A 22,477-nucleotide genomic window follows, 5' to 3' on the forward strand; every position below is an offset into this window, starting at 1 on the left:
CTACGCGGCGAAATTCGCCAGCTAGTTGCTACTCGCTGGCGTTCGCCGAATCTTCGGCCCTATCCGGCTACCGCGGCGAAACGGGTCGTATGACCGGCTGGATCAACCTCCTCTTCGTCCGGCTCCGACACCGCGAACTGTCGTTTGCCAGCGGTTTTCGCCGAGTACATGGCGCGATCCGCACTACGCAGCAGGTCCGAGAAATCGCACTCGCGACCGGGCGGGCAGAACGCGGTGCCGACACTCGCCGACGCGGGCACGAATCCGGCGGCCGTGGGCACCGGCTCACACAGCGCGGCCAGCACCCGCATGGCCAGCTCACTGAGCGAATTGCGGCGCGCGGGCAGCGCCACCACGAACTCGTCGCCGCCGTAGCGGGAGATCACCGTCTCCGGCGGGCACGCCGCCCGCAGCCGCTGCGCGATACTGACCAGCACCTCGTCGCCGACGGTGTGGCCGTAGTTGTCATTGATCGCCTTGAAATCGTCCAGGTCGATGAGCAGCAGCCCGACACCGCGCGCCGGATCGGCGGCCATCACCCGCACCCGCTCCTGCAACAGCGAGCGGTTGGCCAGATCGGTGAGCGCGTCGTGGGTGGCCTCATGCCGCAGCCGGGTCTGCAGGGCCGCGATCTCCTGCACCCGCACCGACACCGCCTCGGACAGGCTGCGCTCCTGCTGGACCAGGGCGCGCTGCTGCAGCGCCTCGGCATAGGCGTCGATGGCCTGACTGGCGATGAACGACCAGCGGGTGGCGATCAGCGACCCGCGCACGCCCGGCGCGAGCCCGAGCAGCGCGCGGCTGGCGGGGGCGAGCATGCGGGTGCGCTCGAACGGGGCGTCGGCCAGGCTCCGGCCGATCCGGCGGGCCGAGCGCACCGGAAACGGTTCGGAGCCCGCCAATTCCAGCAGTTCGTCGATGACGCCGCCGAAGATGCGCTCGAGGTCAGCGGAGGGAACGCTGGGCGCCTGGCCCAGTGCGGCGCTGCTCGCGCCGGGGTGCACCGACCGCACCCATTCCCGGATGGTCGCCGCCACGATGGCGGAGGTTCGGGTATCGAGACGGATGGGCATGCGCGCTCACCCTGCGTACGTGATGCCAGGACCGGCGTGCGCGCCGGTCACGCCCTTCGGATCGAACTCACTACTTCGCGGTCGGCCACACCAGTGGTGCATGCTCACCGCCCCCTTTCCAGATACCCCCGTCCGGACAAAAAGGATCCTAGCAAGCCACCCGACATCGAAAACCCCTGATTCAGAACAGGTTCCCACTGTCTCGCGAATGGCGATCGGATGTCTCATCGCTGGCCGAGCTCCGGTGTTACACCCGATTTCGGCATGTTTTCCGCGACGCGCCGGAGGCCGGTCCCGACCGGCCGCGACGTGCGCAGACGCGACCTGATTGGCATTCCGGGAGTGAGGTTCGGTACAGTGCTGACGCACACGGCATCCACGGATGCGGTGACTGCGGGTGTAGTTCAATGGTAGAACCTCAGCCTTCCAAGCTGATGGTGCGGGTTCGATTCCCGTCACCCGCTCTTTCCCGTTCTGCGGGAGCGTCGATCCGACGCGCAACGGGGTGTAGCGCAGCTTGGTAGCGCATCCGCTTTGGGAGCGGAGGGTCGCAGGTTCAAATCCTGTCACCCCGACCATCTTTCGAGCCGCCCCACCCCGATTTCACTGGTGGAAGCGGACAATTCACTCCACTCGCACGGCGATCGTGGCGCGTCGCGCGTCCGCGGTCGCGGCTGTGTCCTATCTCTCTCATCGCTCGGGTGTGTCGAGTCACCCGGAAGCCGGATTCCGGTAACCGGATGTTGTGCCTCCGTTTGCACTGTGTTATCGATTTACGGTGCTGGTCGACGACAAGATGAACGTTCCCGGCTCGGCGCTGTCCGGCCGCGAGACCCGTTCTCGACTCGTCCCGGCCGCCGGGCTGGGTGTCGCGGTGCTTTTGCTGGCCATCGCGCAGGCATGGGCCTCGGCCCACGGCGTGATGGGACCGCTGCGCAGCCTGGTCGACGACTACTTCGCCAATCCGCAGTCGGCGGCGGTGTCGTGGGCGGGACTCGGGCTCGCCTGCATCGGGGTGCCCGCGCGCACGCGCGTGATCGCACTGGTTGCCGCGGGAGTGCTGGACCTGCTGACTTTGGGGCTGCAGGTGGCCTGCGGCTGGCATGTGTCGATCGGGACCGGGCCGACTCTCGCGCTCACCGCGCTGACAGTGGTCGCGCTCCGATGGGAGGGTGAGCGTCGCCGGACCGCCTTGCAGGCCATCGCGTTCGGCGTGTTGCTCGTCATGGCGTCCAAACTCGCCGACACCTGGCTGATGGTGAGCATCGTCGCCGGGCCGCGGGTGCTCGATCAGTACGTGCAGCTCGCGGATCGGGCGCTGGGGGAACCGGCGTGGGTGGTCGGGCGGCTGCTGGACACGCTCGGCCCGATCCCCTCGCATGTACTGCATGTCGTCTATATCCAATTGCCGGTGGCGGCGGTGGTCGTGGCCGTGTGGCAGTTGCGTCACGTGTCGACGAGTTCGTGGCCACGGCACCACCTGGTGCGAACGTTCTTGCTGCTGGGCGTGATCGGGCCGCTCGGGTACGTGCTGTTCCCGGTGGTCGGGCCGGTGTTCGCGTACGGGCCGCTCGGGCACGGGCTGGAGATCGGGGACTGGCCGCAGGTGTGGCCGGCGTTCACCACCGATCCGCAGCCGATGCTGTTCGACTCGGAGACGGCCCGCAACTGCATGCCGTCCATGCACACCGCGTGGGCGACCGCGCTGTTCATCCACTCCCGCCGCGGGCCGCGGTGGCTGCGCTGGGCGGGCACGTTCTGGCTGGTGTGCACGCTGCTGGCGACGCTCGGATTCGGATACCACTACGGCAGTGATCTGGTGGCGGGCGCGGTGCTGTGCATGACCGTGGAGTCGGCGCTGCGCGATCCCGAACGCGGGTGGGAACATCCGCGTGTCCGCATGGTGTCGCTCGGCGCGGCGGTACTCGCCGGATTGTTGCTGGCCTACCGGTTCCTAGCCAACACCATGGCCGCGTATCCGATCGTCGCGGGGGCGTTGGTGCTGGGCTCACTGGCGGCCGTATCGTTCCTCTTCTACGCGACCTGGTTCGCGCGTCCGGGCAGCCGGTTGGCGCACTGGGGAGGCCGAACACCCATCGACGGATTTGCCGTCGATTAACCACTCCCCCAACGCAATCCGGACATCTTTGCCCGAACCTTGAAAGGGTTACCCTCTCCCTGATGATCACTACGCGGGCGGGGCAACAGAGCTTGCTGCGCACTCTCAAGTCTGACGGCCGCGCGGGCCTGCCTCGCATTCCGATCGTGATCGGGATTCTGCTGACGCTGGCGATCACGGCGATCATCTCCGCCATGCACGGTTTCCTCGACCTGCAGGTGTATCGCATCGACACCCGCGGCTGGCTCGAGCACGGCACCCTCTACGGCCCGACCCTTCCCGTCGCCGGCCACACCGACCTGCCGTTCACCTATCCGCCGTCGGCCGCGGTCCTGATGATCCCGCTGGCGATCGTCCCGCTCTGGCTGGCCGAACTCCTGGTGACCGCCAGCTCGCTGGCCTGTCTCGGCGTCACCCTCTGGCTGGTCATGTCCCGCGTCCGCCCCGACCTGGACTCCCGCCTCAAACTGACCCTCACGGTGTCCGCCGTGGTGCTGATGCTGGCCGTCGAACCGGTTCGAACCACCTTGTGGTTCGGCCAGATCAACCTGGTCCTGATGGCCGCCGTCGCGCTGGACTGCCTCACGGAGAAGCCCCGGTGGCCCCGCGGCGTCCTGATCGGCATCGCCGCGGTCACCAAACTGACGCCCGCCGCGTTCATCCTCTTCTTCGTGATTCGCCGTGACTGGAAGGCCGCCGCCACCGCGACCGGCACCGCTGTGGGCGCCGTGGCCGCCGGATTCGTCGTGCTCCCCACGGAATCCCGCGACTACTGGTTCCACGCCGTCATCGACACCAACCGCATCGGCTCCCCCGACTACGTCGGCAACCAGTCCCTCAAGGGCATGGTCTTCCGCCTCCTGGGCCTGTCGTCCCCCGCCGCCACCGTGGTCTGGCTGAGCCTCGCCCTGCTGGTGGTCGCGGCGGGCGCGTACCTCATGCACCACCTGACCGGAATCGAGCGCAGGGACGCCGCCGAAGCGGGCGTCCCCACCCCCGCCCCCATGACGGTCCTCACGGTCGCCACCCTCCTGGTGAACGCCGCCGTTCTCCTCCTGATCTCCCCGGTGTCCTGGACCCACCACTGGGTCTGGGCGGCCCCCGCCCTGGTCGCGGCCATCGCCTGGACCACCACCCGCCCAGCCCCCGCCACCTACGCCCTCATCGCCACCTTCGCCCTCTTCTTCCTCATCGGCCCAGGCATAGTCCCCAACGGCAGACACCAAGAGCTCCACTGGCGCTGGTGGCAACACCTCCCCGGCGATATCTACATCCTCGCCACCGCCACCCTCCTCACCCTCGCCCTCACCCAACTCCTCAAACGCCGCAGTCCGGCCGTTTCCTAGGATCGGGCGAACTGGTAGGTGTGGAATGCCAGGCCGGTACCCAGCTTTCGGGTGTCGGCCAGGTGTAGCGGCTTCTTGTCGCCGGGCTTGTCGAAGATGCGCAGGCCGGTTCCGAGCACGATCGGGAAGACGACCAGGCGGAGTTCGTCGGCCAGGTCGTGTTCCAGCAGGGTGCGGACGAGCTGGTAGCTGCCGTAGACCAGGATTTCGCCGGTCACCGTGCGCTTCAGCTCCGAAATCTCCTGTGCCGCGTCGCCGGTGAGGATCGTGGTGTTGTTCCAGCGGGGCGGTTCGGGGGTAGACGACACGATGTGCTTGGGGAGACTGCTCATTCGGTCGGCCCACTCGGGGCTCACGCGGGCGGCCGCGACGCCGCTGGGTCGCAGCCGGGATTCGAACCATTCACCGGTCCGTCTGCCCAGCAGGAGCGCATCGACACTCCGCAGCTCCTGCGTTTCGCGGGCGGCCCAGGCTTCGAGGTCCTCGCGTCCCACGGATTGGTGGAACCAGCCGCCGTGCTCGAAGCCTTCCTCGCCGTCCGGGTCCTGGACCACTCCGTCGAGGGTGATGTTCGAGCTGATGATGATCTTTCCCATTTCCTGCTCCTCGGACAATGTTGTCGGTTGTCACAGGTGTGGACGTTGGGGCGTTGGCGAAGGAGGCGCTGCGCGGCCGCCCCTTTCGCGCACCGGCCGACGTCCGTACAGGATGGAATTGCCTACACGGAATGAGGTGGCGGGAGTGGATTCGGTGCGAACGGACCTGCTGTCGAGGGCGCGGGCCGGGGACGGGGAGGCGTTCCGGGCGCTGACCGAGCCGCATCGTCGCGAGCTGCAGGTGCACTGTTATCGGATGCTCGGGTCGTTCCAGGATGCCGAGGACGCTTTGCAGGACACGATGCTTGCGGCGTGGCGCGGGCTCGAACGGTTCGATGGGCGCGCGTCGATTCGCACCTGGCTGTACCGGATCGCCACCAATCGGTGCCTCGATGTGCTGCGCTCCGCGCGCCGGCGTCCCGCGAAGCAGTGGGATGTCCAGGGAATCGATCTGCCGGAACCCAGTGGGCTCGGCGAAATCCACTGGCTCGAGCCTTATCCCGATGCCCTGTTGGACGGCGCGATCAGCGTGCCGCTCGGTCCGGAGGCACGCTACGAGCAGACCGAATCCATTTCCCTGGCTTTCGTGACCGCCCTGCAGATCCTGCCGCCGCGTCAGCTCGCCGTCCTCATCCTGCGCGACGTCCTCGGCTTCCACGCGAACGAGGTGGCCGACATGCTCGACACGACAGTCGAATCGGTCAAGAGCGCCCTCAAACGCGCGCGGGCCGGAATGCAGCACCGCCTGCCGCCGACCACCGACCCGCGGCCGCCCGCCGCCGACTCACCCGCCGAGGACGCGATCGTGGCGAAGTTCGTCAGCGCCTACGCATCCGCCGACATCGACGCCCTGGTCGCGCTGCTGACCGACGACGTCTTCATGTCGATGCCCCCGATTCCGCTGGAGTACCGGGGACGAGACCACGTGGCCCGCTTCCTCGCCCTCATCTTCGGCTCGGCACAGCGATTCGACCTGTCGCCGACCCGAGCCAACGGCCAACCGGCCTTCGCGGTCTACCGCCACCCCTCCCTCGGCACCCACGGATCCGGCCTGTTCGTCCTCACCCTCGCCGGCGACCGCATCAGCGCCATGACCCGATTCGAGAACACGGTCCTCCCGGCCTTCGACCTGCCGCAATCCCTCCCCGGTGCGTGAGCATCGTCGCCGATCATGAGGTGTAGGCGGCAAGCACCAGCACACTTCCTGAAACTTGAAGGTAGGCACGGGTTTTGAACTCGGGAGTGACGAACTCCGCATCGAGCTCAGGACTCGTCCGGAATTCGCCGCCGGGCAGCGATGGTGCGAGCTGCACGCGGAGCCCGGGAACCGGATTCGCCGCAGCCGGGACGGGTGCGTCAATGGCGGTTCGCGTGCGAAGAGATTCGGCCACAGCGGGGTCGAGGGTGATGATGGCCTGGAGCCAGTAGTCCGACGGACCGGGGACATCGATCCGCGAGGGCGTGGTCTCCATACCCATGACGCCCGCGGCCCAGGTCGCGGACACGGGTTGCGCGAGGGCGGGGCCACCGGGATGTCAGGGGCTCGAGGTCGTGCCGGACCGCTTGGGCAGGCGCGGGCTCCGCCGGCGGGTTCGTGCAGGCCGACACCGCGGCCACCAAGGTCGTTCCGGCGACCAGCCTCAGCAGCCGCCGTCTCGTTCTGAGCATGTCGCCCAACATAATTCACTGGCCGGAGCCGGAAGGCACTCGATACGTTGCGTTTCGCGCGACCAGAGTCGAGACACAACGGACTGGAGACGGAAAGACGGCTGAATTGATCAGCGTGGGCTCTTATCTGAAAGACTCCGGCGGCGCGTTCGTGCCACTGGACGAGGTCGACTTCATCCCTTCGAATCCTCGATATGTGGAGGGCGCCATCGAGTTGACCATCAATCGCGTCCCGATTCTCGACAAGGCATTGTGGGACGAGCATCCCGGAGAACCAGCTCGTGTACGAGGCCACGATGGCTTTGATCCCGGATAGCTAACACGGCAGGTCCTTGGGCAGACTGACCGTATGAGCGCATACGTCAGGCGGGCTGTTCTCGACCGGCGGAGTGTGCCGTCCTTCGACGATTACCCGTTCTCGCTGCCGGTGGTGAGCGGGTTGTCGGAGTTGGAGTTGCATCCGCGGGTGACGTTCATCGTGGGTGAGAACGGGAGCGGGAAGTCGACGTTGCTGGAGGCGGTCGCCGCCACCTGGGGATTCAATCCTGAAGGCGGTACGAAGAATTTCAACTTCTCGACCCGTGGATCGCACTCGGAGTTGCACGAGTATCTGCGGTTGGTGAAGGCGGTGGAGCGGCCTCGGGACGGGTTCTTCCTGCGCGCGGAGAGCTTCTTCAATGTCGCCACGAATATCGAGGATCTGGATCGCGAGGGCCTCGGACGGCGGGTGATCGATTCCTACGGCGGACTGTCGTTGCACGAGCAGTCCCATGGTGAGGCGTTCTTCGCGCTGATGATGCACCGGTTCGGCGGACACGGATTCTATGTGCTGGACGAGCCGGAAGCCGCGTTGTCGCCGAGCCGTCAGCTGGCGATGATGGCCCGGATGCACGAACTCGTGCGGGCGCGATCGCAGTTCCTGATCGCGACGCACTCCCCGATCCTGATGTCCTATCCGGATGCCTGGATCTATCAGATCGGTGCGGACGGCTATGAACTCGTCGAGTACGAGGACACCGAGCACTATCGCGTGACGCGCACGTTCCTCGAGAACCCCGGCAAGTACCTGGACGAGCTGCTCGACTGACTCACGCAGGCGTTCAGGCGGCCTGGCAGGTGGGGCACCAGAAGAGGTTGCGGCCTTCCATCACCGCGTGGACGACGGTGGAGCCGCAGAGGCGGCAGGGTTCACCGAGTCGGCGGTAGACGTAGGTGCGGGGGCGGTCCGCGGCGTAGGAGGGTGCGCCGTCGTCGTGTTCGGGGCGCACGACGTGCATGAAGCCGCGGCGGACGCCGACCTTCATGAGCTCAACCAGGTCGGACCAGAGCGCGTCCCATTCGGTGCGGCTCAGGGACTTTCCGGGCCGGTGCGGTGAGATGTTGTGGCGGAACAACACTTCCGCGCGGTACACGTTGCCCACTCCGGCCAGGACCTTCTGGTCCATGAGGAGGGCGCCGAGGGGGCGCTGGGAGCGCTGGATTCGCGCGAACGCCCGGTCGGGGTCGGCGTCGCGGCGCAGCGGGTCGGGGCCGAGGCGGGCGGTGAGGGCGGCCACCTCCGGGTCGTGCAGGATTTCGCAGGCGGCGGGGCCGCGCAGGTCGGTGCCGTGCGCTTCACCGGAACGGCCCGCGCCGATCAGGCGCATGCGGACCTCGCCGACGGGAGCGTCCATGGGCACGGCGGATTCGGTGAATTTGCCGTACAAACCCAAATGGACGTGCAGGGTGACGCCCGAATCGTAGTGGTGGAGCAGGTGTTTGCCCCACGCTTCGGCGCGGGTGAGGACGCGGCCGTCGATGAGAGCCGCGCCGTCGGCGAAGCGGCCCTGGGGGCTCGAGACTCGGACCTGACCGCCGGCGAAGCGCTGGTCGTGCAGCTTCGCCAGGCGGTGCAGCGTATGGCCTTCCGGCACAGGTCAGTTCGGCAGCGCGGGGGCGACGCCGGTCTTCTCGTACTCGGCGAGGATGTCGATGCGGCGCTGGTGGCGCGGCTCGTCCGACCACTCGGTGGTCATGAAGGCGTCGACGATGGCGAGGGCTTCCTCGGTGGAGTGCATGCGGCCGCCGATACCGAGCAGCTGGGCGTTGTTGTGCTGGCGGGCGAGCTGCGCGGTCTCCACGCTCCAGCCGAGGGCGCAACGCGCGCCGGGCACCTTGTTGGCGGCGATCTGCTCGCCGTTGCCGGAGCCACCGAAGACGAAGCCCAGCGAGCCGGGCTCGGCGACGACGCGGCGGGCCGCCTCGATGCAGAAGGCCGGATAGTCGTCGAGGGCATCGTATTCCAGCGCGCCGCAGTCGACGACGTCGTGGCCCTGGCCCTCCAGGTGGGCCTTGACGTGGTTCTTCAGTTCGAAGCCGGCATGGTCGGCACCCAGGTATACGCGCATGGCTGCGATTCTGTCAGCCCCCGCGCGACCGCCCGCGCAGGGGGCTGTCACCGGCGGAATACGAGGTGTGAGCCACTCGTGGCGAGCACGACCCGCCGACGCGCGCGAACGTACTATCCAGGCATGACGTCCGACGACAGTTCATCCACGCCGAACGCCTACGGGGGGCAATCCGCTGACGGCGATCCGGGGCAGCCGCCGAGCGGCGAACAGCCCCAGCCGACGACTTCCTACCCCACCGCACAGCCCGCCGGCGCCCAGCCCGCGTGGAATCCCGTCACCGGCATGTCCGGCTGGGATCCGCGGGTGGGCCCGCCGGGATGGGCTCCGCAGCAACCGTATTCGCCGCCGCCCCCGCCGGTGGTGCAGACCGGCAGCCGCGGCCTGTCCCCGTTCGGGATGCCCGCGCGGCACAGCTGGGAGATCCCGCTGCTGGTGATCGTGATCATCGCCACCGTGCTGGCGTACCTGGTGGCGCTACTCGCACTGGTGTCGGGTAGCTCCAACCAGATCGTGCTGGTCCTGGCGTTCGCGCCGCTGCTGGTCTACCTCGGCCGCGGTATGAACTACGCCGCGCAGCGGGTGAACGGCGTGAAGATGTCGCCGACCCAGTTCCCCGACGGCTTCCGCATGGTGCAGGAGGCGGCGGCCCGCTTCGGCATGACCCAGGTCCCGGACGCCTACGTGGTCACCGGCAACGGCCAGATCAACGCCTTCGCCTCCGGGCACGGCTTCCGCCGCTACGTGGTCGTCTACAGCGACCTGTTCGAGATCAGCGGCGCGGCACGCAATCCCGAGGCGCTGGCCTTCATCATCGGCCACGAGGTCGGGCACATCGCGGCCGGCCACGTCTCGTACTGGCGGCAGCTGGGCATGTTCCTCGCCCCGTTCCTGCCGATCCTGGGCAGTTCGCTGATCCGCTCGCAGGAGTACACGGCCGACAATCACGGCTTCTGCAACCGCCCGCAGGGCGCGCCGACGGCCATGCAGACGCTGGCGGCGGGCAAGTACCTGAACAATCTGGTCAGTTTCGACGAGATGGCCGACCGCGCGCCGCGGGAGAAGGGCTTCTTCGTCTGGATGACCAATGCCATGGCCAGCCACCCGGTGCTGACCTGGCGCATGTGGGCGCTGCGCGATCGCAGCCGCCACGGCAAGATGTTCTGGCGTCCCGACGCCCCGCAGCGGCCCCCGGTGGCCGGACCCTACGGCCAACCGCAGCCGTACGGCGGCCCGCCACCCCAGTACGGCGAGACCGCCACGTACCACGAGTACCGGCCGCACTGATCACCCGAATCGGGCGGGGTCCGTTCCACGGACCCCGCCCGATCTGCGTCTCTATCGCCGAAAGCGCTGGGACTCAGTCGAAGGCCGGGTCCTCGGTGCGGGTCCGCTTCAGCTCGAAGAAGTGCGGGTAGGAGGCCAGCGCGACCGCACCGTCCCACACCTTGCCCGCCACCTCACCGCGCGGAATCCGCGAGAGCACCGGGCCGAAGAAGGCCACGCCGTTGATGTGGATGGTCGGCGTGCCGACATCCTGGCCGACCTTGTCCATGCCCGCGTGGTGCGAGGCCTTCAGCTCTTCGTCGTATTCGACGGAGGTGGCCGCGGCGGCCAGCTCGGCCGGCAGCCCGACCTCGGCCAGCGACTCGGCGATGATGACCTCGATCAGGTCGGCGCGCGGCCCGTCCTGCTCGTACTCGGCGCGACGGTTGTGGAAGCGCGTGCCCATGGCGGTGTACAGCGGCGCCAGCACCTTGTCACCGTGGTCGCGGGCGGCGGCGATGGCGACCCGGACCGGGCCCCACGCGGTGCGCAGCAGCTCCACGTACTCGGGCGGCAGGCCCTCGCGGCCGTCGTTGAGCACGCCCAGGCTCATGACATGGAAGTTGACGTCGATATCGCGGACCTGCTCGACCTCGAGGATCCAGCGGGAGGTGATCCAGCACCAGGGGCACATCGGATCGAACCAGAAGTCGACCCGGTCCTTTTTGGTGTCGCTCACAAGGAAGTCCTTTCACAGTCGACGGCCGACACACGACCGTTCCTCTAACGCAACAACTCGGATCGTTGCCGATATTTCCGCTCCGCCCGACTCACCCGGGTTTAGGGTCGAAATATCGGCCTCGCCGGGAGAACGGCCATATCCGGTGCAGCGATCCCGGCCGCGTGAGCAGGGAGGTTTCGTATGACCAGTTCCAGGTTCGTCATCGCGGGAGGCGGGCTCGCCGCGGCGAAGCTCGCGGAAGCCTTGCGGGCCAATGACTTCGACGGCGCGGTGACCCTGGTCAGCGCCGAGGAGCATCTGCCGTACGAGCGTCCGCCGCTGTCCAAGGAGCATCTGCTGGGCAAGAAGTCGCTGTCCGACTTCACCGTGGACCCGTCGCAGTGGTACCGCGACCATCACATCGAGCTGATGCCCGGCACCACCGTGACCGGACTGGACCGCGGCGCCAAAACCGTTGCGCTGCCGGACGGTACGACGCTGCCCTACGACAAACTGGCGCTGGCCACCGGGTCGCGCCCGCGCATGCTGCGCATGCCCGGGACGGACGTGCGGGGCGTGCACGTGCTGCGCACCATCGAGGACTCCGACGCCCTGCTGGCCATGTTCGGCGAGGTCCAGCGGCTGGCGGTGATCGGTGCGGGCTGGATCGGACTCGAGGTGACGGCGGCCGCGCGGGCGGCGGGCGTGGAAGTGACTGTGCTGGAAGCGGACTCGGTCCCGTTGCGGGCCGCGCTCGGCACCGAGATGGGCGAGGTGTTCGCGGGCCTGCACCGCGCGCACGGCGTGGATCTGCGCACGGACGTGAAGGTCAGCGAGATCACCACCGCCGACGGCCGCGCGACCGGTGTGCTCCTGGACGACGGCACCCGCGTCGAGGCGGACGCGGTGCTGGTCGCGGTGGGTGCGCGACCCAATATCGAGCTGGCCGCCGATGCCGGACTGGCCGTCGATGGCGGCGTCCTGGTCGACGAGAGTCTGGCCACCTCGGACCCCGATATCGTCGCGGTCGGCGATATCGCCGATCAGCGGCATCCGGTACTGGGTCGGCGAATCCGGGTGGAGCACTGGGCGAACGCGCTCAATCAGCCCGCCGTGGCGGCCCTGACCATGCTCGGCAGGCCCGCCGTGTACGACCGGCTGCCGTACTTCTTCACCGATCAGTACGACCTGGGGATGGAGTACACCGGCTACGTCTCCCCCGAGCAGCAGGCGCGCGTGGTGGTGCGCGGCGATCTGGCCGGACGCGAGTTCGTGGCGTACTGGCTCGATCCGAACAATCGAGTGCTGGCCGGGATGAACGTGAACGTGTGGGATGTCAGCGACAAGATCAAGGAGCTGATCCTGAGCGGCCGGGCCGTCGACCCGGCCGCACTGTGACCACCGTCACACACATTGGGCTGCGCGATACGTCGATCCGGCGTGCGGGGCTTCGACCTGTATGCGAGAGCGCCACCGCGGCGCACCGACGAAGGAGCCGACCATGAAGTACATGCTGATCAAGACCTACACCCCCGCCGCCTTCTGCGACACCCCGATCCACCAGTGGGCGCCCGAGGAGATCCAGGCGCACATCGACTTCCAGCGCACCCTGGGCGAGGAGCTGGCCAAGTCCGGCGAACTGGTCGAAGCCCAGGGCCTCGCCGACCCGGGTCAGGCGATCACCGTCAGTTCCGACGGGCGGTCCGCGCCGGTCGTCACCGACGGCCCGTTCCCCGAGACCAAGGAACTCCTGGCCGGGTACTGGATCATCGATGTCGACACCCCCGACCGGGCCGTCGAGATCGCCGCGCAGGCCTCGGCCGCGCCCGGCCCCGGCGGCAAGCCGATCGGCGAGTACATCGAGGTCCGTCAGATCATGTGCGCCCCCGCCGCCGAACTCTGATGCCGCACACCGCGATCGAGGACCTGCTGCGCGAACTCGCCCCGCAGGTCCTCGGCGCGCTCGTCCGCCGCTACGGCGATTTCGACGCCGCCGAGGACGCCCTCCAGGAAGCCCTGCTCGCCGCCGCCACCCAGTGGCCCGCCGACGGCCTGCCCGACAATCCGCGCGGCTGGCTCATCCAGGTCGGTGCGCGTCGCATGGTCGACGCCATCCGCGCCGACTCCGCCCGACGCAACCGCGAGACCGCCGACGCGATCCGCGACCCGGAACGCCTGGGCACGGCCACACCCGATCCGGCCGACGCGGTGATCGCGGCGCTGTCGGAGACCGGACTCGACCAGCTCGCCGAGGACCGGGACGACACGCTCACCCTGTTCTTCCTGTGCTGTCATCCCGCACTGTCGCCCGCGAGCGCGATCGCCCTGACCCTGCGCGCGGTCGGCGGACTCACCACCGAGGAGATCGCCCGGGCCTTCCTGCTGCCGGAACGCACCATGGCGCAACGGATCACCCGCGCCAAGAAGCGCATCGCGGAGGAGGACCGCCCCTTCGCCCTGCCTGCGGAGTCGAACGGTCAACGCGGGGAATGGAATACGCGCCTCGACAGCGTGCTGAGGGTGCTGTACCTGATCTTCACCGAGGGCCACACCAGCGGCGGTGAGCGACTGCGCCGCGGCGACTTGTCGAGTGAGGCCATTCGCCTGGCACGGGCGCTGAACCGGGTGCTGCCGGACAATCCCGAGGTCACCGGCCTGCTGGCCCTCATGCTGCTCACCGATGCCCGGCGCGCCGCCCGGACCGGGGAGCACGGCGAACTGGTCCCGCTCGCCGACCAGGATCGCGGACTGTGGGACCGCGAAATGCTCATCGAGGGCGTGCGATTGGCGACCGCCGCGGTGCGGAGCGGGTTGATCGGCCCGTATCAGATCCAGGCCGCCATCGCCGCCCTGCACGCCCAGGCGCTGCGGCCCGAGGACACCGACTGGCCGCGAATCCTCCTGCTGTACAACGCCCTCGAACGCCAGTCCCCGAACCCCATGGTCACTTTGAACCGGGCCGTCGCCACGGCCATGGTGCACGGTCCGCAGGCCGGACTGGACCTGACCGACACCCTCACGGAGTCGCTGGCGGGCAATCATCGTCTCGACGCGGTGCGCGGCCATCTGTACGAAATGGCCGGAGACCCAGAGGAAGCCATCGCGGCCTACACCGCCGCCGCCCGCCGGACCACCAGCCTGCCCGAACGCGACTACCTCACGATTCGGGCCGCCGGCCTGCGCCGCGGCTGACACGCCACCTCAGGCGGCGGCGGTCCGGAAGGCGGTCGGGCTGACGCCGCGGTGGCGTTTGAAGGCGGCCGAGAACCCGAACGGATCGGCGTAGCCGACGGATCGGGCGATGGTGGCGATGGTCAGGTCGGTGTCGGTGAGCAGTTCCTCGGCCTCGTCCATCCGTGATTCGGTGAGATAGGCCAGCGGCGGCTGCCCCATGACGGCGCTGAACCGTTTGGCGAACAGCGCCCGGGAGACACCGGCTTCGGCGGCCAGCGCGGCCACGGTCCACGACGTCCCGGGCACGGTGTGAATGGCGTGCAGCGCGGGCGCGACGACCGGATCGGCCAGGCCGCGGAACCAGGTGGGGGCCTCGGATCCGGCCCGGTCGAACCAGGTGCGCAGGGTGCAGACCAGGCTCCAGTCGAGCAGCCGGTCCATCATGGCCTGCGAGCCCGCGCTCTGCGCGACGGCGGACACGGCGGCCGATTCGAGCCAGTCGCAGGAGTCGGCGTCCTCGCGGACCACCAATACCGGTGGGAGCGTACGCAACAGGCGCTCGTGGCGGCGGAAGGTGGCGCGGTAGGCCCCGACGATCAGTGCGGTGGCTTCGGCGTCACTGCCCCAGTGGATTCCGCCGAGTTCCTCGACCGAGCATTCGGAATCGCTGGTGAAGCAGGAGATCTCGTATTCGGTCGGCGCGGGAGCACGATTCGATCCCCGGGCCGTGTGGGCATCGAGATCACCTGATACGAGCCGGAATTCGCCCGGGCCGCGCACCAGCGCCGTGTCCCCGGCCTCGAGCCGCCAGGTGGCACCACCGGGCAGCAGGAGCGTGCCGCCGCCCCGCATCACGGTGACCATCGTCAGCGGCGCGCGGTCGGCGAATCGAATCGTCCACGGCGCGGGCATGACCGCGTGCGTGACCACCGAGCCTTCGGCTCGAATGCCGCTCAGCAGTTTGCTCAGAGGATCCACTCGACCGAGGGTAGACGAATTCCTATCGGAAGGAGCGTTCCACCCATGGATCGTCTACGCCGGGGCGGGTGTACTGGGTTCACAGCAGGAACAACCGCCCCGATCCAGGAGGAATCCCTTGTCGCACGACATGCTCGACCGGCACACCCGCACCGCCCTGGTCGTGGTCGCCCACCACCGATCCGATTCCCTCACCGCACATCTGGCCGCCCGCGCGGTCGCCCGGCTGGAGACCGACGGCTACCGCGTCGACCTACTGGATCTGCGGGCCGAGGGCTTCGATCCCCGCATGATCGAGGCCGACCAACCGGACTGGGGCGATCGCGAGAAGATCTACTCCCCCGAGGTCCACGAGCACATGGACCGCATCCTCGCCGCCGACGTGGTGATCGCGGTCTTCCCCGTCTACTGGGCGAGCGTGCCCGCGCTGCTCAAGGGCTGGATCGACCGCGTGTGGAACTACGGATTCGCCTACGGCCGCAGCAAGCCTCGCCTGGCGGGCAAGCGCATCCTGTGGCTCGGCCTGGCCGGGATGGCCGCGGGCGATCCGCTGGTGGACTTCCTCCAGCAGTCGCTGGAGGGCCAGCTCAATATGGGAATCGCCTACTACTGCGGCTTCTCCCACTCCACCGTCGGCCTGCTGCCCGACGCCGAGGAACGCCGTCAGCGGCTCGACGCCGGCGGGCGACTGCTCTTCGACCCGGCCACCGTCGGCGCCGAACGCGTGGCCCAGTACGCCGAACTGGAGCGCCGGGCCGACGAGTTCGTCACGAACTTCCTTGCCGCCGAGGCGGTTCCGGCCTAGACGCCGGTCCAGGGGTTGCCGGTGATGAGTTCGTAGGCCTGCTTGTACTTCTGGCGGGTCACGTCGATGATGTCGGCCGGAATCTCGGGGCCCGGGTACTCCTTGTTCCACCCGGTGGAGGTGGACCAGTCGCGCACGAACTGCTTGTCGAACGACTTCTGCGGGCGGCCCGGCTCGTAGTCGTCGGCGGGCCAGAAGCGGGAGGAGTCCGAGGTCAGGACCTCGTCGCCGACGGTGAGAACGTCACCGTCCCAGCCGAGTTCGATCTTCGTGTCGGCGATGATGACACCATTGGCGGCGGCGTGGTCCGCGCCGCGCGAGTACATCTCGAGGGTCAGGTCGCGCAGCTTCTCGGCGACCTCCTTGCCCTCCTGGTTCACCACGTCTGCGAAGCTGATCGGCTCGTCGTGGCCCTCGTCGGCCTTGGTGGTGGGGGTGAAGATGGGTTCGGGCAGCTTGTCGCCGTCGCGCAGGCCCGGCGGCAGCGCGATGCCGGACACGGTGCCGGTGCGGTTGTACTCGGCCAGGCCGCCGCCGGTCAGGTAGCCGCGCGCGATGCACTCCACCTTCACCATCTTCAGCGGCTTGACGCGCACGCCGCGGCCCGCGAACTCGGCGGGCACGTCGGTGGTGGACAGAATGTGGTTGGGCACATCGGAGAAGAAGCCGAACCACCAGTTCGACAGCTGGGTGAGCAGCGCGCCCTTGTCCGGGATCGGGGTCGGCAGCACCACGTCGTACACCGACACCCGGTCGGATGCGACCAGGATCAGCGAATCGCCGTCCTCGTACAGGTCGCGCACCTTACCGGCGTGGATGTGCTTCAACGGTCCTCCTCGTGCTGGGCGATAGCTGCCGCCGCCCAGCCTAGTGGGTGGCCGTCGTCGCATCGGACACGCCCAACCGCCCGACCCCGGGCATGGCAAGCTGGCTACTGCCGCACAGTTCTCCGAGAGCTAAGGAGCCTCCTTGTCCGCACCGAATCTCACCCGCGAGCAGGCCATCGAACGCGCCGCCACGGTCCAGGTGGAGAACTACAAGGTCGAGCTGGACCTCACCGGCCAGCCCACCAGCGCCGACGCGCCTCGCAGTGAGACGTTCCACTCGAAGGCGACGGTGACCTTCACCGCGACGCCGGGTGCGCAGACCTTCATCGACTTCGTGGGCGCGGGCCTGCGCTCGGCCGTGCTCAACGGCGTCGACCTGGACGTGAGCGGCTACGACGAGGAGCAGGGCCTCACCCTGCCCGGCCTGGCCGCGACCAACGAACTGGTGATCGAGGCCGACGGCGAGTACTCCAACACCGGTGAGGGCCTGCACCGTTTCGTCGACCCCACCGACGACAAGATCTACCTGTACTCGCAGTTCGAGACCGCCGACTGCAAGCGCATGTTCGCCTGCTTCGACCAGCCCGACCTCAAGGCCACCTACGACATGGTCGTGACCGCGCCCGAGGACTGGGAGGTCATCTCCAACGGGGCCGTCGCCGACACCCACCGGCTCGGCGCCGTCGTCCGCCACACCTTCGCCACCACCCCGCGCATGAGCACCTACCTGGTCGCGCTCATCGCCGGGCCGTACGCGAAATGGACCGACTCCTACCAGGATTCGCACGGCGAGATCCCGCTCGGCATCTACTGCCGCGCCTCGCTGGCCGCGTTCATGGACCACGAGCGGCTCTTCACCGAGACCAAGCAGGGCTTCGGCTTCTACCACGCCAACTTCGGTGTGCCCTACGCCTTCGGCAAGTACGACCAGCTGTTCGTGCCCGAATTCAACGCGGGCGCCATGGAGAACGCCGGCGCCGTCACCTTCCTCGAGGACTACGTCTTCCGGTCCAAGGTGACCCGCGCGTCCTACGAGCGCCGCTGCGAGACCGTGCTGCACGAGATGGCGCACATGTGGTTCGGCGACCTGGTCACCATGAAGTGGTGGGACGACCTGTGGCTGAACGAGTCGTTCGCCACCTTCGCGTCGGTGCTGTGCCAGGTCGGCGCGACCGAATACACCAACGCCTGGACCACTTTCGCCAATGTCGAGAAGTCGTGGGCGTACCGGCAGGACCAGCTGCCCTCGACCCACCCGATCGCCGCCGACATCCCGGACCTGGCCGCCGTCGAGGTCAACTTCGACGGAATCACCTACGCCAAGGGCGCTTCCGTGCTCAAGCAGCTGGTGGCCTACGTCGGCGAGGAGCCGTTCCTGGCCGGCCTGCGCGACTACTTCACCGAACACGCCTACGGCAACGCCACTTTCGACGATCTGGTGGGAGCGCTGGAGAAGGCGTCGGGCCGCGACCTGTCCGACTGGGGCGCGCAGTGGCTCAAGACCACCGGCCTCAACATCCTGCGCCCCGACTTCACCGTGGACGCGGACGGCAACTTCACCTCCTTCGCGGTCGTGCAGGACGGCGCCGAGCCCGGCGCGGGTGAACGGCGCGTGCACCGGCTCGCCATCGGCATCTACGACGACCAGGACGGAAAGCTGGTGCGCACCAAGCGCGTCGAGCTCGACGTGGACGCCGCCGACCGCACCGACGTGCCCGAGCTGATCGGCGTCGGCCGCGGCAAACTGGTGCTGGTCAACGACGACGACCTCACCTACTGCTCGGTCCGCCTCGACGCCGACTCGCTCGACACCGTGGTGGCGCGCATCGCCGACATCGCCGAACCGCTGCCCCGCACCCTGGCCTGGTCCGCGGCCTGGGAGATGACCCGCCAGGCCGAGATGAAGGCGCGCGACTTCGTGGCGCTGGTGCAGCGCGGCGTCGGCGCGGAAACCGAGATCGGCGTCGTGCAGCGGCTTCTCATGCAGGCGAGCACCGCGCTCAGCGCCTACGCCGACCCGGAGTGGGCGCGCACCGAGGGCTGGGCCGCCTACGCCGACCGGCTGCTGGAACTGGCCCGCGCCGCCGGTGCGGGCTCGGACCACCAGCTGGCGTTCGTCAACGCGCTCACCGGAGCGCTGCTGTCCGAACAGCACATCCAGGTGCTGCGCCAGCTGCGCGCGGGCGACCCGGAGGGCGTGGACCTGCCGGGCCTGACCGTCGACACCGACCTGCGCTGGCGGATCACCCAGGCGCTGGCCGCCGCCGGAGCGATCGACTCCGACGGCATCGAAACCCCGGTCATCGACTCCGAACTCGCCCGCGACGACACCGCCGCGGGCCGCCGGCAGGCCGCCGCCGCCTCCACCGCCCGCCCGCAGGCGGCGGTCAAGGAATCGGCGTGGGACACCGTCATGGGTGACGACACGGTGGCCAACATCACCGCGCGCGCCATCGTCGCGGGCTTCGCGCCCGCGGGCCAGTCCGAGCTGCTCAGCCCGTACGTGGAGCGCTACTTCGCCGATATCGCCGGGGTGTGGGACCGCCGGTCCAGCGAGGTCGCCCAGACCGTCGTGGTCGGCCTCTACCCGCACTGGGCCGTCAGCGAGGAAGCCGTCGCCGTGGCCGACAAGTTCCTCGGCGGCGACCACCCGCCGGCGCTGCGCCGCCTGGTGGTCGAGGGCAAGGCGGGCATCGAACGCTCGCTGCGCGCCCGCGCCTTCGATCGCGGCTAGAAAGCACTGCCCGGCAAGATATTTCGACAACGGCCCCCTCTCGGAACTTCCGGAAGGGGGCCGCTTCTTTTTGTCGTCGCCCGGTGAACGCTGCTGTGAGCGGATCTGCTCACGGCAGCGTGGCAGGACTTCGCGGGCTGGGCTGCGGCACCGTGAAGGCATGGCAGACAACAAGACTCCGATGTTCAACTGGAGCACCAGGGAACAGCTCTTCGCCCGGCGAGTCCTGGTGCTGGACGGCGGGCTCGACGACGACAACGGCACGTTGCTCATGACCCAGCTGCTGACGCTGGCCGCGGAGGACCCGGAGGCGCCGATCTCGCTGTGGATCCACTCGCCCGGCGGTTCGGTGCCCGCCATGCTCGCCATCCGCGACGTGATGCGCCTGGTGCCCTGCCCGGTCTCCACCCTCGCGCTCGGATTGTCCTGCAGCGCCGGGCAATTCCTGCTCTCCGCCGGGACCCCCGGCCACCGCTACGCCCTGCCGCACGCCCGCATCCTCATGCATCAGGGCTCGGCGGGCATCGGCGGCAGCGCCGTCGAGGTGGAAGTCCAGGCCGACGACCTGCGCTACACGGTGCAGACCGTGCTCGGCCTGATCGCCGAGGACACCGGCCAGCCCTACGACCAGATCTTCGAGGACTCGCTCCACGACCGCTGGTTCACCGCGGAACAGGCCCGCGACTACGGCTTCATCGACCACATCGTGGACTCCTTCCACCAGGTGGTCCCCGCGCGACAGAAACTGGGGATCTCGGCATGAGCACCTACACGATTCCGAACGTCATCACCCGCGACCCGCGCGGCGAACGGATCATGGACGTCTACTCGCATCTGCTCAGCGAGCGCATCGTCTACCTCGGCACCCCCATCGACTCCGGCGTCGCCAACGCCCTCATCGCCCAACTCCTGCACCTGGACGCGGAGAGCCCCGGGCAGGACATCAACCTCTACATCAATTGCGAGGGCGGCGAACTGCCCGCCATGCTCGCCATCTACGACACCATGCAGCACATCTCGTCGCCCGTCGTCACCACCTGCGTCGGCCAGGCCATCGCCGTCGGCGCGGTCCTGCTCGCCGGTGGCGCGAAAGGCCGCCGCAACGTCCTCCCCCATTCCCGAATCGTCCTGCACCAGCCCGCGATCCGAGGCCAGGGCACCATCCCCGACCTCATCCTGCAAGCCGACGAAATCGTCCGCATGCGCGCCCAGATCGAAGCCATCCTCACCACCCACACCGGCCAAACCCCGGAAACCCTCCGCCGCGACACCGACCGCGACCGCGTCTTCACCGCCGCAACCGCCATCGACTACGGCCTCGCCGACCAACTCCTCGGCCCCCGTTGAAATCCGAGCGCCCGCGTCGACATGTCGACGCGGGCGCGATGCGGATCCGGCGCGCGGGTCAGGCGGCCAGCGACAGCATGACCTGACCGGCGTAGCGGTGCGGCACCGCGGGCGGCGCGGTGGGGGTCAGGCGGGTGCGCAGGAGTTCCTCGGCGACCTGGCGGGTGAGTCCGCCGACGCTGATGCCGAGGGCGCCGGCGAGGGCGGCGATCATCTCGCTCGAGGGTTCCTTGCGGCCGCGTTCGATCTCGGAGAGGTACTGCGGTGAGATACCGGCTCGCCCAGCGGTTTCGGTGAGCTTCTCGCCGAGGTCCAGCCGCAGCGAGCGCAAGCGCTCGCCGAGCGCCTCGCGCCACAGGGGTTCCCGGTCCGCGCGCTCGCGGGCGGGCGCGGGTGATGGTGTGGGGCGTACCGACCGGCCCGCTCGATCCAGACCACCGGGAAGCGCCTTCAGGCGCGGATGCTCGGACATACACCGAGCGTAAAGTGCCTGGCCCGGCCGTCGCGCATCGATCTGCTGAGAGCGAACTCCCCCATGACGCCCCGGCCGACACGAAAGGACGCCCGGGGCTCGAGCCCCGGGCGTCCGTCGTCAGATCGGAACCGGCTAGACGCGGCCGATGGCGGCGGCCATCACGCGCACCGCGGAGACCAGGCCGTCGATCAGCTCACCCTGACGGAAGGAGCTGGTGGCGGCGGTCGCGCCGAGCTGGCAGACGCGGTCGTTGGCGCGCTCGGCGATCTCGTGGCCGGAGCGGACCTCGACGGAGCTGGTGTTCGGGTCCACCGCGATCAGGACCGAGCGGGCGGCCTCCGGGGTGGCCGGGAACAGCGCGTCCACGCCGGCGGCGGAGTCGGCGCCCAGGTCGCCGATGTAGACGTTGAAGCGCACCTTGGTGGCGCGGGTGGCGTCGGTGAGGGCATTGTCCATGAGCAGCCGCTCACGGTCGCTGAACGGCGCTTCCTTGAAGACGTCGCCGGCCTCGTGCACGCCGGAGACGCGTCCGCTGGAGGTGAGGGCGTAACCGTGGGGTAGGTCGGCCTCGTTCACCGCGGGCCAATTAGAACTTGCCACTTGCCCGGCCTCCGATCAGCTCCGCGTTGGCGGTCTCGATAGCCGCATGATGTCCATGCGAATCAGCAGTGTCGTGGTGGCCGGAGCCGGTCACCTCGTCGGTCGCGCTCCACAGCACCGGAGGCTGGGTCCACTTCGCACCGAGTTCGTAGTGTTCCGGCTTCTCGCCGGGCAGCGGCTTGCCGAGGAACGACAATCCGGCGATCGCCAGATAGATCGCGACCGGGATGCCGACGTAGATCAGCACTGTCTGGAGAATGCTCACGGGCCAACGGTAGTCGATCGCGCCACGACTACTACGACCGGTAAGGGTTAGTGCGGCCGTGTCGTGACATTCACCTTTCGGACCGGCCGGAACCTC

The 22,477-nt window shown here is 68.6% G+C and carries 24 protein-coding genes and 2 tRNA genes; 15 read left to right on the top strand and 11 right to left on the bottom strand.

Annotated elements, in window-relative coordinates:
- Positions 1-59 precede the first annotated feature (59 nt).
- Positions 60-1,073, bottom strand: a complete 1,014-nt coding sequence (locus tag ABZ382_RS18500; protein WP_357090265.1) for a GGDEF domain-containing protein — start codon at positions 1,071-1,073, stop codon at positions 60-62.
- Between the two features lie 393 nt (positions 1,074-1,466).
- On the opposite strand from ABZ382_RS18500, the gene ABZ382_RS18505 reads away from it, so the two are divergent.
- The 4 genes from ABZ382_RS18505 to ABZ382_RS18520 all read left to right on the top strand — a co-directional run bounded on the left by ABZ382_RS18505 (position 1,467) and on the right by ABZ382_RS18520 (position 4,538).
- Positions 1,467-1,537: transfer RNA gene (locus ABZ382_RS18505), tRNA-Gly, on the top strand.
- A 37-nt stretch (positions 1,538-1,574) separates the two neighbouring features.
- Positions 1,575-1,651 (top strand) — tRNA-Pro (locus ABZ382_RS18510).
- A 218-nt stretch (positions 1,652-1,869) separates the two neighbouring features.
- The gene (locus ABZ382_RS18515) at positions 1,870-3,192 is read left to right on the top strand and encodes a phosphatase PAP2 family protein (protein WP_357090731.1); all 1,323 of its coding nucleotides are present in this window, start codon (positions 1,870-1,872) and stop codon (positions 3,190-3,192) included.
- 62 nt (positions 3,193-3,254) lie between these two features.
- Complete coding sequence (locus ABZ382_RS18520) at positions 3,255-4,538, top strand: glycosyltransferase family 87 protein (RefSeq protein WP_357090267.1); 1,284 nt, start codon at positions 3,255-3,257, stop codon at positions 4,536-4,538.
- Here the strand turns inward: ABZ382_RS18520 and ABZ382_RS18525 are convergent.
- Positions 4,535-5,134 (bottom strand): dihydrofolate reductase family protein, encoded by a 600-nt coding sequence (locus ABZ382_RS18525; RefSeq protein WP_357090269.1) that lies wholly within the window; start codon positions 5,132-5,134, stop codon positions 4,535-4,537. The two genes, ABZ382_RS18520 and ABZ382_RS18525, sit on opposite strands and share 4 nt — an antisense overlap.
- Positions 5,135-5,279: 145 nt before the next feature.
- Here ABZ382_RS18525 and ABZ382_RS18530 point away from each other — a divergent pair, with 145 nt between their 5' ends.
- On the top strand, positions 5,280-6,290 hold the full coding sequence (locus ABZ382_RS18530) for a sigma-70 family RNA polymerase sigma factor (protein WP_357090271.1): 1,011 nt from the start codon (positions 5,280-5,282) through the stop codon (positions 6,288-6,290).
- 13 nt (positions 6,291-6,303) lie between these two features.
- Here ABZ382_RS18530 and ABZ382_RS18535 read toward each other — a convergent pair whose 3' ends face one another.
- Positions 6,304-6,606, bottom strand: coding sequence for a hypothetical protein (locus tag ABZ382_RS18535; protein ID WP_357090272.1), 303 nt, complete (start codon positions 6,604-6,606; stop codon positions 6,304-6,306).
- Between the two features lie 122 nt (positions 6,607-6,728).
- On the opposite strand from ABZ382_RS18535, the gene ABZ382_RS18540 reads away from it, so the two are divergent.
- Together ABZ382_RS18540 and ABZ382_RS18545 are read left to right on the top strand one after the other, a co-directional pair.
- On the top strand, positions 6,729-7,118 hold the full coding sequence (locus ABZ382_RS18540; protein ID WP_357090274.1) for a hypothetical protein: 390 nt from the start codon (positions 6,729-6,731) through the stop codon (positions 7,116-7,118).
- Positions 7,119-7,151: 33 nt separating this feature from the next.
- Positions 7,152-7,889, top strand: a complete 738-nt coding sequence (locus tag ABZ382_RS18545) for an AAA family ATPase (RefSeq protein ID WP_357090276.1) — start codon at positions 7,152-7,154, stop codon at positions 7,887-7,889.
- Positions 7,890-7,902: 13 nt separating this feature from the next.
- Here ABZ382_RS18545 and ABZ382_RS18550 read toward each other — a convergent pair whose 3' ends face one another.
- The gene (locus tag ABZ382_RS18550) at positions 7,903-8,715 is read right to left on the bottom strand and encodes a DNA-formamidopyrimidine glycosylase family protein (RefSeq protein ID WP_357090278.1); all 813 of its coding nucleotides are present in this window, start codon (positions 8,713-8,715) and stop codon (positions 7,903-7,905) included.
- 3 nt (positions 8,716-8,718) lie between these two features.
- Positions 8,719-9,189: a ribose-5-phosphate isomerase gene (locus ABZ382_RS18555; protein ID WP_357090280.1), complete on the bottom strand. Its 471-nt coding sequence runs from the start codon at positions 9,187-9,189 to the stop codon at positions 8,719-8,721.
- Between the two features lie 123 nt (positions 9,190-9,312).
- Here ABZ382_RS18555 and ABZ382_RS18560 point away from each other — a divergent pair, with 123 nt between their 5' ends.
- A complete protein-coding gene (locus tag ABZ382_RS18560; RefSeq protein ID WP_357090282.1) occupies positions 9,313-10,476 on the top strand; it encodes a M48 family metallopeptidase in 1,164 nt (387 codons plus the stop codon).
- A gap of 73 nt (positions 10,477-10,549) precedes the next feature.
- Here the strand turns inward: ABZ382_RS18560 and ABZ382_RS18565 are convergent, their stop codons facing one another.
- Complete coding sequence (locus ABZ382_RS18565; protein ID WP_357090284.1) at positions 10,550-11,194, bottom strand: DsbA family protein; 645 nt, start codon at positions 11,192-11,194, stop codon at positions 10,550-10,552.
- A gap of 183 nt (positions 11,195-11,377) precedes the next feature.
- Between ABZ382_RS18565 and ABZ382_RS18570 the strand changes: the two genes are divergently transcribed.
- The 3 genes from ABZ382_RS18570 (at position 11,378) to ABZ382_RS18580 (ending at position 14,368) form a co-directional block, all read left to right on the top strand.
- Positions 11,378-12,574 carry an FAD-dependent oxidoreductase gene (locus ABZ382_RS18570; RefSeq protein ID WP_357090286.1) on the top strand — a complete coding sequence of 399 codons (1,197 nt, stop codon included), beginning with the start codon at positions 11,378-11,380 and terminating at the stop codon, positions 12,572-12,574.
- Between the two features lie 103 nt (positions 12,575-12,677).
- On the top strand, positions 12,678-13,079 hold the full coding sequence (locus ABZ382_RS18575; RefSeq protein ID WP_357090288.1) for a YciI family protein: 402 nt from the start codon (positions 12,678-12,680) through the stop codon (positions 13,077-13,079).
- Entirely contained in the window at positions 13,079-14,368 is a 1,290-nt protein-coding gene (locus ABZ382_RS18580; RefSeq protein WP_357090290.1) for a DUF6596 domain-containing protein, read from the top strand. Before ABZ382_RS18575 ends, ABZ382_RS18580 begins: the two co-directional genes overlap by 1 nt.
- A gap of 9 nt (positions 14,369-14,377) precedes the next feature.
- On the opposite strand, the gene ABZ382_RS18585 is transcribed toward ABZ382_RS18580, so the two are convergent.
- Positions 14,378-15,328: an AraC family transcriptional regulator gene (locus tag ABZ382_RS18585; protein ID WP_357090292.1), complete on the bottom strand. Its 951-nt coding sequence runs from the start codon at positions 15,326-15,328 to the stop codon at positions 14,378-14,380.
- Between the two features lie 118 nt (positions 15,329-15,446).
- Between ABZ382_RS18585 and ABZ382_RS18590 the strand changes: the two genes are divergently transcribed.
- Positions 15,447-16,133: an NAD(P)H oxidoreductase gene (locus tag ABZ382_RS18590; protein WP_357090294.1), complete on the top strand. Its 687-nt coding sequence runs from the start codon at positions 15,447-15,449 to the stop codon at positions 16,131-16,133.
- Here ABZ382_RS18590 and ABZ382_RS18595 read toward each other — a convergent pair.
- On the bottom strand, positions 16,130-16,960 hold the full coding sequence (locus tag ABZ382_RS18595; RefSeq protein WP_357090296.1) for a phosphoribosylaminoimidazolesuccinocarboxamide synthase: 831 nt from the start codon (positions 16,958-16,960) through the stop codon (positions 16,130-16,132). The genes ABZ382_RS18590 and ABZ382_RS18595 overlap by 4 nt on opposite strands.
- Before the next feature lie 142 nt (positions 16,961-17,102).
- Here ABZ382_RS18595 and pepN point away from each other — a divergent pair, with 142 nt between their 5' ends.
- From pepN to ABZ382_RS18610, 3 genes are all read left to right on the top strand, one after another.
- Positions 17,103-19,694: an aminopeptidase N gene (gene pepN, locus ABZ382_RS18600; protein ID WP_357090298.1), complete on the top strand. Its 2,592-nt coding sequence runs from the start codon at positions 17,103-17,105 to the stop codon at positions 19,692-19,694.
- Between the two features lie 160 nt (positions 19,695-19,854).
- Positions 19,855-20,457 (top strand): ATP-dependent Clp protease proteolytic subunit, encoded by a 603-nt coding sequence (locus ABZ382_RS18605; protein WP_357090299.1) that lies wholly within the window; start codon positions 19,855-19,857, stop codon positions 20,455-20,457.
- A complete protein-coding gene (locus ABZ382_RS18610) occupies positions 20,454-21,041 on the top strand; it encodes an ATP-dependent Clp protease proteolytic subunit (RefSeq protein ID WP_357090301.1) in 588 nt (195 codons plus the stop codon). The genes ABZ382_RS18605 and ABZ382_RS18610 overlap by 4 nt, the downstream gene beginning before the upstream one ends.
- A gap of 58 nt (positions 21,042-21,099) precedes the next feature.
- On the opposite strand, the gene ABZ382_RS18615 is transcribed toward ABZ382_RS18610, so the two are convergent.
- The 3 genes from ABZ382_RS18615 to ABZ382_RS18625 form a co-directional block, all read right to left on the bottom strand.
- Positions 21,100-21,513, bottom strand: a complete 414-nt coding sequence (locus tag ABZ382_RS18615; protein ID WP_357090303.1) for a helix-turn-helix transcriptional regulator — start codon at positions 21,511-21,513, stop codon at positions 21,100-21,102.
- 135 nt (positions 21,514-21,648) lie between these two features.
- Entirely contained in the window at positions 21,649-22,116 is a 468-nt protein-coding gene (locus ABZ382_RS18620; RefSeq protein WP_357090305.1) for a DUF5130 domain-containing protein, read from the bottom strand.
- Positions 22,103-22,381, bottom strand: coding sequence for a hypothetical protein (locus ABZ382_RS18625; protein WP_357090307.1), 279 nt, complete (start codon positions 22,379-22,381; stop codon positions 22,103-22,105). The genes ABZ382_RS18620 and ABZ382_RS18625 overlap by 14 nt, the downstream gene beginning before the upstream one ends.
- Between the last annotated feature and the right edge of the window lie 96 nt (positions 22,382-22,477).

This window comes from Nocardia sp. NPDC005825 (genome assembly GCF_040630175.1).
Classification (GTDB): domain Bacteria; phylum Actinomycetota; class Actinomycetes; order Mycobacteriales; family Mycobacteriaceae; genus Nocardia.

What these genes read in the sequence shown, in the direction of transcription:
- ABZ382_RS18520 (WP_357090267.1), top strand. Translation starts at nt 3,255, where the DNA reads ATGATCACTACGCGGGCGGGGCAACAGAGCTTGCTGCGCACTCTCAAG.
- ABZ382_RS18615 (WP_357090303.1), bottom strand. Translation starts at nt 21,513, where the DNA reads ATGTCCGAGCATCCGCGCCTGAAGGCGCTTCCCGGTGGTCTGGATCGA.
- ABZ382_RS18545 (WP_357090276.1), top strand. Translation starts at nt 7,152, where the DNA reads ATGAGCGCATACGTCAGGCGGGCTGTTCTCGACCGGCGGAGTGTGCCG.
- ABZ382_RS18570 (WP_357090286.1), top strand. Translation starts at nt 11,378, where the DNA reads ATGACCAGTTCCAGGTTCGTCATCGCGGGAGGCGGGCTCGCCGCGGCG.
- ABZ382_RS18580 (WP_357090290.1), top strand. Translation starts at nt 13,079, where the DNA reads ATGCCGCACACCGCGATCGAGGACCTGCTGCGCGAACTCGCCCCGCAG.
- ABZ382_RS18500 (WP_357090265.1), bottom strand. Translation starts at nt 1,073, where the DNA reads ATGCCCATCCGTCTCGATACCCGAACCTCCGCCATCGTGGCGGCGACC.
- ABZ382_RS18575 (WP_357090288.1), top strand. Translation starts at nt 12,678, where the DNA reads ATGAAGTACATGCTGATCAAGACCTACACCCCCGCCGCCTTCTGCGAC.
- ABZ382_RS18515 (WP_357090731.1), top strand. Translation starts at nt 1,870, where the DNA reads ATGAACGTTCCCGGCTCGGCGCTGTCCGGCCGCGAGACCCGTTCTCGA.
- ABZ382_RS18560 (WP_357090282.1), top strand. Translation starts at nt 9,313, where the DNA reads ATGACGTCCGACGACAGTTCATCCACGCCGAACGCCTACGGGGGGCAA.
- ABZ382_RS18535 (WP_357090272.1), bottom strand. Translation starts at nt 6,606, where the DNA reads ATGGAGACCACGCCCTCGCGGATCGATGTCCCCGGTCCGTCGGACTAC.
- ABZ382_RS18525 (WP_357090269.1), bottom strand. Translation starts at nt 5,134, where the DNA reads ATGGGAAAGATCATCATCAGCTCGAACATCACCCTCGACGGAGTGGTC.
- ABZ382_RS18610 (WP_357090301.1), top strand. Translation starts at nt 20,454, where the DNA reads ATGAGCACCTACACGATTCCGAACGTCATCACCCGCGACCCGCGCGGC.
- ABZ382_RS18605 (WP_357090299.1), top strand. Translation starts at nt 19,855, where the DNA reads ATGGCAGACAACAAGACTCCGATGTTCAACTGGAGCACCAGGGAACAG.
- ABZ382_RS18555 (WP_357090280.1), bottom strand. Translation starts at nt 9,189, where the DNA reads ATGCGCGTATACCTGGGTGCCGACCATGCCGGCTTCGAACTGAAGAAC.